The 12,477-nt window shown below is 43.7% G+C and carries 10 protein-coding genes; 5 read left to right on the top strand and 5 right to left on the bottom strand.

Annotated features, from left to right (window positions below; translation table 11 throughout):
- Nucleotides 1-50: 50 nt before the first annotated feature.
- The 4 genes from HKI82_RS11165 to msrB all read left to right on the top strand — a co-directional run bounded on the left by HKI82_RS11165 (nucleotide 51) and on the right by msrB (nucleotide 4,217).
- Complete coding sequence (locus HKI82_RS11165) at nucleotides 51-272, top strand: hypothetical protein (protein ID WP_171138026.1); 222 nt, start codon at nucleotides 51-53, stop codon at nucleotides 270-272.
- Nucleotides 273-276: 4 nt separating this feature from the next.
- On the top strand, nucleotides 277-927 hold the full coding sequence (elbB, locus tag HKI82_RS11160) for an isoprenoid biosynthesis glyoxalase ElbB (protein ID WP_042483166.1): 651 nt from the start codon (nucleotides 277-279) through the stop codon (nucleotides 925-927).
- Between the two features lie 245 nt (nucleotides 928-1,172).
- Entirely contained in the window at nucleotides 1,173-2,921 is a 1,749-nt protein-coding gene (locus HKI82_RS11155; protein WP_171138043.1) for a formate--tetrahydrofolate ligase, read from the top strand.
- Nucleotides 2,922-3,071: 150 nt separating this feature from the next.
- Nucleotides 3,072-4,217 carry a peptide-methionine (R)-S-oxide reductase MsrB gene (gene msrB / locus HKI82_RS11150; protein ID WP_102941309.1) on the top strand — a complete coding sequence of 382 codons (1,146 nt, stop codon included), beginning with the start codon at nucleotides 3,072-3,074 and terminating at the stop codon, nucleotides 4,215-4,217.
- 71 nt (nucleotides 4,218-4,288) lie between these two features.
- On the opposite strand, the gene galE is transcribed toward msrB, so the two are convergent.
- From galE to HKI82_RS11130, 4 genes are all read right to left on the bottom strand, one after another.
- On the bottom strand, nucleotides 4,289-5,305 hold the full coding sequence (gene galE, locus HKI82_RS11145) for a UDP-glucose 4-epimerase GalE (protein WP_171138042.1): 1,017 nt from the start codon (nucleotides 5,303-5,305) through the stop codon (nucleotides 4,289-4,291).
- 73 nt (nucleotides 5,306-5,378) lie between these two features.
- Nucleotides 5,379-7,355: a sensor domain-containing diguanylate cyclase gene (locus HKI82_RS11140; protein WP_171138041.1), complete on the bottom strand. Its 1,977-nt coding sequence runs from the start codon at nucleotides 7,353-7,355 to the stop codon at nucleotides 5,379-5,381.
- Entirely contained in the window at nucleotides 7,352-7,849 is a 498-nt protein-coding gene (locus HKI82_RS11135; RefSeq protein ID WP_102941306.1) for a YfiR family protein, read from the bottom strand. Before HKI82_RS11135 ends, HKI82_RS11140 begins: the two co-directional genes overlap by 4 nt.
- A complete protein-coding gene (locus tag HKI82_RS11130; RefSeq protein WP_171138040.1) occupies nucleotides 7,839-9,857 on the bottom strand; it encodes a TonB-dependent receptor plug domain-containing protein in 2,019 nt (672 codons plus the stop codon). Before HKI82_RS11130 ends, HKI82_RS11135 begins: the two co-directional genes overlap by 11 nt.
- Nucleotides 9,858-10,038: 181 nt before the next feature.
- Here HKI82_RS11130 and HKI82_RS11125 point away from each other — a divergent pair, with 181 nt between their 5' ends.
- Nucleotides 10,039-10,779 (top strand): 5-oxoprolinase subunit PxpA, encoded by a 741-nt coding sequence (locus HKI82_RS11125; protein WP_102941440.1) that lies wholly within the window; start codon nucleotides 10,039-10,041, stop codon nucleotides 10,777-10,779.
- A gap of 59 nt (nucleotides 10,780-10,838) precedes the next feature.
- On the opposite strand, the gene HKI82_RS11120 is transcribed toward HKI82_RS11125, so the two are convergent.
- Complete coding sequence (locus tag HKI82_RS11120) at nucleotides 10,839-12,302, bottom strand: FAD-dependent oxidoreductase (RefSeq protein WP_171138039.1); 1,464 nt, start codon at nucleotides 12,300-12,302, stop codon at nucleotides 10,839-10,841.
- Nucleotides 12,303-12,477: the final 175 nt, after the last annotated feature.

Genomic DNA, 12,477 nt, shown 5'->3' with positions numbered 1-12,477 from the left:
ACGACATATAAAACCTGTTGACCACTTTTTAGAGATCAATTGGATTAGCCATGAAACACTTCTTGCCTTCATCTGTAATGCTTGTTCCGTTTGTTGTGAAACATTACCCAGACAGTGACACAGAATCCCAAAGTGAAAGTGAACAAAATTCGAGCTGTGATCTGTGCGACGCTCCAACTTCGGATCCTCAACTAGACTTATCTACCGATAACCATTTGAAAGCGAAGAAAGGTCGCAAGGTTAGAAAAACTCCTGCTAAACACAAGGAATAAGTCGATGAAAAAAGTAGCCGTTATTTTAAGTGGCTGTGGTGTCTTCGATGGCTCAGAGATTCATGAAGCTGTCTTAGCGCTCCATGCCATTGAGAAGCAAGGGGCAAGCTGGCATTGCTTTGCGCCTAATATCGAACAACTGCATGTTATCAATCACCTGACCGGTGAAGTGATGACAGAAAAGCGCAATGTTCTGGTAGAGGCCGCTCGGCTTGTTCGAGGCAAGATAGACGATGTAGAAAAACTCAAAGCCGACGACTACGATGCGTTACTCCTTCCCGGTGGATTTGGCGCGGCCAAAAACTTAACTGATTTTGCAGTTAAAGGCACAGAGTGCACCATTAATGCTCATGTTGCGTCTGCTTGTCGAGCGTTCGCTCAATCTGGTAAACCAGCTGCGTATCTGTGTATCGCCCCCACTATTATTCCAATGATTTATGAGCACGGCGTGCAAGGCACAATTGGTAATGACAAAGATACCGCCATCGCTTTCAATCACATGGGAGGGGACCACATCAACTGCCCAGTCGATGACTTCGTCTATGACCATGAACACAACGTTCTTTCTACGCCAGCTTATATGTTGGCAGGCAGTATTTCAGAAGCGGCATCAGGTATCGAACGTCTGGTTGAAAAGCTAATAGAGCTGGCATAAATAGCTCCACTCTATAGAATGACAACAGCAAGGTGATCATCTCGGTCACCTTGCTACTTTATAAAGTTTGTTAATCTTTTTCAGTGAGTAAATATTATCCGAGAGTTGACACAAATCAGCATAATTTTGAAAATCACCGCAATCGAACAATCCTCTCACAAAAACACTTTACATCGACTTATTTCTAGATAACATGCCAACGCAAACGTTTGCTCAACTAAATACCATCACCCTCTGAGGATTTTATGCTATCAGACATCGACATTTGCCGCACTACCCCATTGACTCACATTGATGCCGTTGCTGAAAAAGCAGGATTACTTGCTGAAGAGTACGAAAGTCACGGCCATTACAAAGCAAAAGTCTCATTAAAATGTTTAGAACGATTGCATGAAAAACCCGTAGGCAAATTTGTGTTGGTCACAGCCATCACACCGACACCGCTCGGTGAAGGTAAAACGGTCACAACCATAGGTTTAGCGCAAGGATTAGCAAAATTGAATCAGTCGGTTTTTGCTTGTATACGCCAACCTTCTATGGGGCCAATCTTTGGTGTGAAAGGTGGTGCTGCCGGTGGAGGTTATTCTCAAGTAGCGCCGATGGAAGAGTTAAACCTGCACTTAACTGGTGATATTCATGCGGTGACCGCCGCCCATAACCTAGCCTCTGCCGCTATTGATGCGCGTATCTACCATGAGCAGCGTAACGGCTATGAAGATTTCGAACGCCGAACACAGCTTAAAGCGCTACGAATCGATCCACACCAAGTGGTATGGAAACGTGTTGTTGACCATAACGATCGCGCGCTGCGCATGGTGACGGTTGGCCAAAACGAAATGGGTAAAACCATCAATGGTTATGAACGTACTGACGGTTTCGATATTTCCGCAGCGTCTGAACTAATGGCAATTCTTGCTTTAGCTTCTGACCTTAAAGATCTGCGCCAACGTATCGGCAAAATTGTGATTGGCTACAGTTTTGATGGTAACCCAGTAACCACAGAGGATTTGCAAGTCGCTGGCGCGATGACGGTCAGTATGAAAGAAGCGATCAAACCAACCCTAATGCAAACGTTAGAGGGCGTGCCTACCCTTATCCATGCAGGGCCTTTCGCCAATATTGCACACGGCAATTCATCGATCATTGCCGATGACATCGCGACACGTTTAGCCGAGTACACAGTCACAGAAGGCGGATTCGGTTCAGACATGGGTTTTGAAAAGGCCTGTAACATCAAAGCAAAAGCATCAGGTAAAACACCCGATTGCGCTGTTATTGTGGCAACTTTGCGCGGTCTGAAAGCAAACTCAGGTCAATTCGATTTACGTCCGGGTCAAGCTATCCCCGACTCATTATTCGCGCCAGATCGAGATGCTTTAGTCGCAGGTTTTGAGAACTTAAAGTGGCACATCAACAACGTTAACAAATACGGCATTCCTGCGGTTGTCGCAATTAACCGTTTCCCACAAGATACTGACGAAGAGCTACAGCAGCTTATTGAACTTATCGAGGCTTTACCTAACGATGTTGAAGTGTCGATTTCAGAGGGTTTTGTTAAAGGTGGTGAAGGCACGAAAGAGCTTGCAGAAAAAGTCATTAAACAGTGCGAGAAAACCTCTTTGTTTGAACCTTTATACCAAGCTGAAGATGCGCTGATGACCAAAATTACCAGTGTCGTCACCAAAGGCTATGGAGCAGGTTCATTTATGCTGAGTTATAAAGCTCAAATGCAATTAAAGCAGTTGAACGAACAAGGCTTTGAAAACCTGTCCGTCTGTTTTGCAAAAACGCCACTCTCCATTACCACAAATTCTTCAATCAAAGGCGCACCAAGCGGATTTGAAGTGATGATTCGCGAGCTCAAACTCTGCGCTGGCGCTGGCTTTGTGTATGCGCTGTGCGACAACGTCATGACCATGCCCGGTTTACCAGACAAGCCCGCCTTTATGTCATTAGACATCGATGAACACGGGCATATTATTGGTTTGAGTTAACCCACCCAATCAAATTCGACAAGGCAGCATTGCAACCCAAGCTGCCTTTTCTTTATCGATAGATTTATTTCTTTCGTAAACAGTTTGAAATTTTTCACTTGGTGTGCCGTTCTTTTCTTATATCGATAATAAAAATGGGTAAGAAAAGTTATGAAACGCTCAACAGCACTATTACTACTCTTCGCAGCAATACCTTTATCAATTTTTTCGTTCAGTCATGCCACCAGCGAAATGACATCGACTCACGCAGATCCAATGAAATCTGGTCAAACGGAAGTTGCTACCTTGGCGGGTGGCTGTTTCTGGTGTACAGAATCAGATTTGGAAAAACTTCCGGGTGTCGTTGACGTAGTCTCTGGTTACGCGGGCGGAAATGTTGATAACCCAAATTACAAACAAGTCTCGTCAGGTAAAACGGGACACATTGAAGTGGTTCAGGTGACGTACGACCCTAAAAAAGTCACTTACGAACAGGTTCTGGACCAATTCTTCCGACATATCGACCCAACCGATGACCAAGGCTCTTTTGTTGACCGAGGGAACCAATACCGCCCTGCGATTTTCTATCACAATGATGAGCAAAAGCAGATTGCTGCTAACTTCATGAAAGAAATTGAACAAACAGGCATTTTCAAAAAGCCATTAAAAACTGAGCTGATTAAATACACCAAGTTCTGGCGTGCGGAAGAGTACCATCAAGACTATTACAAAAATAACTCGCTGCGTTATAAGTACTATCGTTACGCTTCTGGACGTGATCAGTACCTAGACGAGATTTTCGGTAAAGACAGAGTCGAAAAGCCGGTAACGCTACGAGAAATCATCGACAAGACAAAAGCTCTCAACAGTGTCAAAGCATACACTCGCCCGTCTGATAAAGAGATCAAAGCCAAACTAACCGACCTACAGTATTACGTTACTCAAGAGGAAGGCACCGAACGTGCTTTCCAAAATGAATACTGGGACAACAAGCAAGCAGGGATCTATGTGGATATCGTTTCTGGAGAGCCTCTATTTTCTTCCACCGATAAATACAAATCAGGTACAGGCTGGCCAAGTTTCACTAAGCCCATCAGTTCGGCCTACATTGTCACGCACGATGACAACAAGCTGTTTTATACCCGAACCGAGGTTCGCAGCCGCTTTGCTGACTCTCATCTCGGTCACGTATTCGACGATGGTCCTGCTCCTACAGGGTTGAGATACTGCATGAACTCAGCCGCGATGCGTTTTGTGCCAATCGATAAGATGGAGCAAGAAGGTTACGGGGAATTGCTTTCTCTATTTGAGAAATAGTTCGTCTGGCTGGATAGCATCCATATAAATAAAAAGCGGACTTCACGGCCGCTTTTTATTTGTTTACACCATTAGGCTGAAGGATAACCTTGCGGGTTATTCGACTGCCAACGCCACGTATCTTGAGTCATCTCTTCAAGTGTACGCGAAGCCTTCCAGCCTAACTCTTGCTCTGCTTTTGCAGGATCAGCCCAGCATTCCGCAATGTCACCAGGTCGTCTATCCACCAGCTTGTATGGCACCTGTTTGTTTGAAGCCAGCTCAAACGCCTTGACCATATCTAACACGCTATAGCCTATGCCGGTGCCTAAGTTATAGATATGTAAGCCCGCTTTATCACCCACTTTCTGCAATGCTGCAATATGACCATCTGCCAAATCCATCACGTGAATGTAATCACGGACACCTGTACCGTCTTTAGTTGGGTAGTCACTACCAAACACAGAAAGAAACTCTCGACGCCCTACTGCAACCTGAGAGACAAAAGGCATTAGGTTATTAGGGATCCCTTGCGGATCTTCACCCAATTCACCCGATGGATGCGAACCCACAGGATTAAAATAACGCAGCAGCGTAATGCTCCAATCAGGGTTTGCTTTTTGAAAGTCCGTCAGACACTCTTCCACCATCAGTTTACTGCGACCATATGGATTCGTCGCACTGGTCGGGAAATCTTCGGTGATAGGTACAGATGCAGGATCGCCATAAACCGTAGCGGAAGAGCTAAAAACCAAGGACTTCACACCGGCTTCTCGCATTGCTGAAACCAAAACTAGAGTCCCATTAACGTTGTTATCATAGTATTCCAGTGGCTTCTGAACCGATTCTCCAACGGCTTTTAAACCTGCAAAATGAATAACGGCGTCAATCTTGTACTCAGTCAGTAATTCCACCATCAAGGCTTTGTTACGAATATCACCTTCAGCAAATTTAGGTTTTATCCCAGCCACTTTCTCGATGCGATCAAGCACTGTTGATTTGCTGTTGTATAAGTTATCCAAGATCACCGGTGTCATTCCTGCATGAATCATCTGGATGCATGTATGACTACCGATGTACCCCATGCCACCAGTCACTAATACGTTCATTCTTCTCTCCATAAGAGCAGCCTAACGCTACTTACCCAACCATTTATAAAATTTGTTGCCAACTGTACTGTATTTACATCAATTCTTGAGTTGATTTTTCAGTAAGTACAAATTGGCCTTTACCTAATTTCTTTGCCTTGTACATCGCGTTATCGGCCACTTTGATCATCGCGTCTAGGCTATCTTCTCTGCTGTCAATGAAGTATACGCCAATGCTTGCCCCAACATTAACACTGTGTTGTTTGTATTGAATATCTTGCTCAATCAGCTTAATCAGTCGTTGTGACATTAGCTCAACACTTTGTCGCTCACTTGGATTAATCACAATGACAAATTCATCACCAGACAATCGGGCAACAAGATCCTGACTGCGAACCTGAGAAAGCAATCGCTCAGACACCTGTTTGAGAACTTCATCTCCGGCCTCGTGGCCATAGTTATCATTAATCTGCTTAAACCCATCTAAGTCTAGGTAAAGCAAAGAGAATGGACGAAACGACACTTGGTTCTCGGCAATGATGTCATTAATTACCCGATACAACTTAGAGCGATTAGCCAAACCTGTTAGTGAGTCATGATGCGCGAGGTATTCCAAGCGCTCCATCTCTTTCACATTGGAAAGATCTGAAATGATGATGACCATATCCTGTCCTTTAGATAGGTCAGATTTAGCAATGCGATTAACTTTGGCAAACAGCGGCACAAGATGACCATCCGTATGCCTTTCCCATACCTCTCCTTGCCATTGACCAAAATCCGCCAACGACTGTTCGATACTTGGCAGCAAAGAGCTGAATTGATTCCAAGCCAAGACGTCATCAATCGGTTTGTTGACTACATCTTCGTTGTTGTAGCCAAGCAACTCCGTTACCTTAGGGTTAATCACTGTAATCACACCTTGGTGGTTGAGCAGAATTATTCCGTCTTGGCTGTTTTCAAACACCCCTGCCGCTAATCTTTGGCGACGAAGTGCAACTTCAATTTCCGTCACATCTTCAATCGCGAACAAAGTTTGATCCGGTCTGGATAGTGGACGACTGCTGACTCGCAGTAACTGCTGAGCATTATTACCGTTTTGCCTGACTATGAGTTCTTCATCTAGCTGCTTATGTTCATTTAACGCTGAATCAATGATGGAATCGTTATCTACTTGTAAAATATCAATAAGATTTTGCCCTAACAGCCCCAGTGATGAATGATGGAAAACCCGGCTAGCTTCACCGTTTGACATGATAATTTCGCCATTACTGTTCACCACAATTAAACCATGTTGGACAGTATCGACCACTTCATTGGCAAACGACTTCTCTTGCTCCAACTTAGCGAGCGTATGCCTGTCTTGTTCTTCGTGAGCCTCAATAGTGTCTAGCATGGTGTTAAATGCACTCACCAAATCACCGATTTCATCTTTGGATTTGCATTCGATATCTACATTTCGCTCTCGGTTATCAATGTATGCCTTCATCGCGTGATTCAGCGAGTACACAGGCTTAACAATTAGCTTTTGAACTAACTGATAAAGTGCGATACCAGAAAGCGTCAAAACAGTAAAAAAGAACAATGCATCATTAAGTGCTGTCTCATATATTTCACGTAAAGACTTTGCCGAAACCGTTACGCTTAAAGAAGCCACTGTCTGCCCTTCTATTTCAATTGGAACGGTAAGATAAATATATTGGTCAGAGATAGCATACTCATTCTGCAGTGCTTTCTTGCGTAGAGTCTCGTTGGGAATCGGTGCATCACTGCCCGCTTTCTCATACAAGGCAAACAACTGGTTTTCTTGATCAAATAGTTTAACCCGCACAACATCTTCGTCGACCGCAAAAGCGGACAGAATGTCTTGAGCAATAAGTTGATCATCAAACAAAATGGCCGCTTGTAAGTTATAGGATACGCCTTTCGATAGCACATGAACGCGCTCGATTAGACTTTCCTCTTTCTGCTCAATGTCTTTTTGAAAACTAAACCACTGTGCAATACAGAAAATGGACGACATCAGAAAGAAAATCGGAAGAATGAGTTTGAATCTTAAAGATAGCGAGTTCATATTTTCTCCCCATCTTCAATGATAGCTATGCGTAACAAGCTGGAAGAGATTGAGTACGCACCAATATTGGCCATGTAGATCTTCGGTTTAACTTTACCCTCTAGCGTCGCTAGCTCTATTGTTCCACCTTGCGCACTAATTGATTGACTGTCACTAATGACAACCGTATGTGGTTTAACACTATCAAGACTTAAGCCACTCTGAGCATCCACAAAAAGAATGTCACACTGTTCCCTATAAAAAGGAGTAACTGAAAGAGGGAGATTGCGAACGGTTTTATCAAGAGTGATTTTCTTTAGCGTTGACGCAATTTTATCATTGCCAACAATACAGAACTCTATATTGGCCATTTCACTTTCACTGTTCCAGTGGATGAAATTTGAAATACGGTAAATATAAACCGCTTTAATATCCGCTGGATCATAGGCAGCATAAGCAACGCTTGAAATAAGCACAGACATTAGAATAAATGCACGGCGTAAATTAAAACTCATAAGAAGCCTTCAGCACTCCAGTTTCTTCATTAGCTGTGCTAATCCAGTCGGTTCTATATCCATTTTTCTCCCCGATATTTTGCAAAATGAGTTCTAACCTAGGTGCCTTGGGATATGCCTGCCACGCTAAACGAGCATCAACAGCAATATAATTCGGGATTTGAGGATAATAGTCATTGTACTTAATCGAGTGACCACGAATGATAAAATCTAACTTCCACTGAGGAGAAATATCCCAGAGTGTCTGTAAACTTGTATTATGCTGTGCATCAATGTTATACCAGTTTTCAAAACTGCCACTGGAATAAGTCCCTCCATTCCATTCACCTTTAGCATGCAAGTAACTGTAACTCAGATAGAAACGCAAATTATCTAATGCTAAATACCCTGCACTTAACTCTACGCCATGAGTATCTAGCGAATAGTCATCAGTTACCGCTAAACCAACGACCTGATCAGGAACACCGGACATAGCAATATTGTCTCGTCCTCGCACATATTTATGGTGACTTAGGAAGGCCATTACATCAAATTCAAAGCCAGTGACTGAATCATATCGATATCCAACTTCATATGTACTTGCACTTTCGGGCTTCATATTACTTTCAGCAAACATCACTTCAACAAGGTCCCGAGCCTGGTTGGGGTCATAATAGTTTGAGATGAGATAAGTGTTAGAAGTTAGGTATGAAGGAGCAACTGATGCTCGTCCATAGCCTATCCAAACCGTTTGATTGGCATCTATTGTCAGCAACGATCGTAATTGAGGTGATACTTCAAACTGTTCTGAAAGCTCAAAGTATTCCAATTTAACGCCTGCTACTGTCTTCCATTGACTATTCCATGTTTTTTCAGACTGCAAGTATAAGTTTGCAATACTATCGACATCTCTCTGCTTAAAGGCATAACGTTGATAATACGGCAGATTATTAAAATCTATCCCTTCATATGGGTGAAAAAACTCGACTTCTACGAGACGGTAACCGCCACCATAAGTGAGTAGATGTTCGTCATTTTCCTGATAGTTATAGTTAAAATCCAAGTCAAAGGTATTGGACAATCCAGCACCATCTGCCATTTCATTCGAGTTGCGTTCAAACCAAACCTGATAGTTTCCGACCAGCTTGTCTGAATGTCGTTTATCGTAACTCGCTTGTGTATAAAATGAATAGCTATCAACGTGTTGCTCAACGAGATCAACGGAATCTAAATAACCATTTGAGTAATGTAGCTGATACCAATCCTGGCTATAGGTTAGACGTTCACCTCCGAGACGAAAAGCCCAAGCATCGCTATCATCATCTGATTGAGTGACAATACCTGCCGTCTCAAAAGTCCAGTCAGGGTACGATTTCCTTCGGTCGTTGCGAAGCTGACGCCTCTTGTAAAACGCTCTTGCGCTAACATCGTCGCTCCATTGCAGCCCATGTCGGACACTTGTATCGTAGTCTCCACCTTCTGCCCATCCAGCCGCTACAAAGGTTCCTTGAGTCTCTTTTGCCGACTTTGTGATGATATTTACAACGCCATTCACTGCATTACCGCCCCACAAAGCCGCACTCGGTCCGCGAAGCACTTCTATTCTGTCTATGTCTTCCAGTACATAATCGATGTCTGCCCAATAAACTCCGCCATAGAGAGGACTGTAGACACTGCGCCCATCAATCATGACAAGTTGTTTGTTGAAAAGCCCATCATGAAAGCCTCGTGCGGAAACGATCCACTCGGTATCTGAGAACTTGGAAACATGCAGCCCCGGAACCAGCGCTAGAGCATCGGGAATAGAACGCGCACCACTTCGAATGATGCGTTCATTACTCAACACATAAACTGAAGACGGGATATCAGCTAATCGCCGAGACGATTTAGTGGCTGTTTCCATTTGAACATTCAACATTGAGAGCTCTTCAATTGAAAGGCTCATAAGATGCTCAAGAACATTGTCGTCAGCGTATCCTGCTGCTGAAATAAAAACTAACGTTGTATAAATACACGTCGCTTTTTTCATTTACGATCTCTTCCATGTGTATGGGCGTTCAATAGGGACTAATTTTTCGGCTAAACCAGTTATCAGCTAAACAAGCCATCAATCATGTGGTACATGCAATAAACGATGAGCTTTATCGCTGTTTATTTATAATTAATTCTGTATTTTATAGTAGCTTAAATACTAAGGAACGATGATTCACGTGAAAAAACGGACTATCACTCTTAACTGCGACATGGGCGAAAGTTTCGGTCATTGGCGCATGGGCAACGACGAAATGGTTATGCCATGGGTCGATATGGCCAATATTGCGTGTGGCTTTCACGCTTCCGACCCGCATGTCATGAGCCGAACCATAGATTACGCGATTCAACACGATGTTCAGATTGGTGCGCACCCTGGCTATCCAGATTTGCAAGGATTTGGGCGACGTTCCATGTCGTTTTCAGAAGAACAAATTTGCGAGATTCTTATCTATCAAATTGGCGCACTAAAAGCGCTATGTGAAAGCAAGAATACTGAAGTCACATACGTTAAACCTCATGGCGCCTTATACAATGACATGATGAAAAATGAAGATGTGTTTCGGGCAATCACTGATGCTGTTTCATGTTTCAATATCCCTTTAATGATATTGGCTTCAGGAAACAATCAACGTTATTTAGATATTGCAGACAGTTACGATGTGCCACTGCTGTTTGAAGCTTTTGCCGATAGAACCTATTTATCGAACGGGCTATTAACACCTCGCTCTTCTCCGAATGCTGTTTTAACCAGCGAAGACGCCATCTTGAGTCAAATTAAACAGATCGCAGAATATGGCAAAGTCAGTACATCTGACGGAGCGATTATCCCCATTGAAGCCGACACAATTTGTGTTCATGGTGATAATGAAGCCGCTATTGAGCTTATCGCTAAAATTAGAGCTCAACTGGATGCTTAGGCTAGATTTCTAAAAATCAGCCCCATAGTCGATAGACTCTGGGGCTAATACATATCAGGTTATTTCATACCAACAAACTTGGCTAAAGCTTGAGGATATCCTCGCTCTTGCGCTAGTCGCTTCGCTCTCGATTCAATATCGTTGGGCGTCAACGACATACTGATCGGGTGCTGTTCTTCAATTAACTTATCCGATAGTGCTTTCACAAGCTGCCAGTTGGAAACTATCTTTCTCACCGCCTCTAACGCAGACGACCCCTTCACCACTTCCATTCGAGCATAGTTGTTGTCTTCAAACGTTACATCTGCAGCTCGCAGTGTCGCATCATATCCGGGAATTTGCTGGGCACCGTACAACGGCTTGCCACCGACCTGCGCACTCTCAAATTCGGGCATAAACTGACTGATATGTCGAATGGCTTTGTGAGTTCTTTCATTAAGAGCATCACTCTGCCAGCCTTCAAGTATTTTGCGCTGCAGATATTTAGGCAGAACTGGCTGAGAAGAGTTGTCCTCAGAGGTTACTAAACCATCTTTAAACAAAGTGATATCTTCCGTCATACCATGTAACTGAAACACACCATCGGCATAAGGTGTTAGCTGCGCCATGCCTCGTGGCGTACCACGCTCTCCGTGAAATACCACTTCAGGCCACTCATGTTGGCACTGCGGCCAGTGAGTGACATAGGCCGCTTTAAATTCAACCATGCGCTTACGCTGATAATGTGCCATGTCATCGACTTTACCTGTCTCATAACCACAGGCATTGATCAGATAATCGGCTTCCACTTGGTGATGTTGACCATCAATATCCACATACTTAAGCTGCCAACAATACCCGTTGTATTCTGCACTAACCAAAGTAGCGTGAGTCTTTACCTGACAGTTAGCCATCGCGCTTAGCGCCAGCTCCGCACTCGCAGCAAGTCGAAATACACTCCAACCATACTCTTGAACAACCACTACAGGGTATTTAATCGAGTTCAGGTCAGCGTACCTGGCAAACGGAATCAACCACTCTTCGCTGGTCAGCGGTTCCTTCGGTTGAACTTGGTTGGCTAAGATCTCTAACTGCTCACGTTGGTAAATCGAATAATACTGCTTAGGATCGCCCATAATCTGGTTACGAGGATCCTCATCGACCAACTGTTGATAACATGCCTGAATGGTATCCAAACGAGGAATGATATCTTGTGGCTCTCCTGAATCGGTATCCGGAATAGCAATCACTGTTGGGCGTTTATTCAAGGTATGCGGATACAGACGGATCGTTTCAACCGACTGACGCAACAATTCAATACATTGTTGCTCTGAAATTTCTCTGTATAAGTTACCCCCAGCATGGAGGTGACAAATTGGCGGCCCATTAACTAAACTCGGACCTTTTTCCAATAACAGTACATTGACGCCCAGTTCACCTAAATGAACCGCAGCTGTTGCACCGGCGACGCCGCCGCCAATGACGGCGACGCGAGGTGACTGAAAGTTTGTTGTATTCTGTGACATGTCGCTACCGATAGTCATTCAAACTAAACCCATTCTAAAGCTTATAAAGTGTTATTAAAATCACATTTTTTACGTGGCTATAGCTCGACAGAATAAAAGTTGCAATACAAAAAAATGAAATAAATATCTTGACTCAATATTCTGTGATCGGTGCTTTTTTAACCTTGTGCATAAAGCTCTGTCTGCAGCCAAA

The organism is Vibrio plantisponsor (genome assembly GCF_013041605.1).
In the GTDB taxonomy this organism is placed as follows: domain Bacteria; phylum Pseudomonadota; class Gammaproteobacteria; order Enterobacterales; family Vibrionaceae; genus Vibrio; species Vibrio plantisponsor.
Note: the sequence above shows the minus strand (reverse complement) of the source record. Positions and strands in the feature narration are given on the sequence as shown.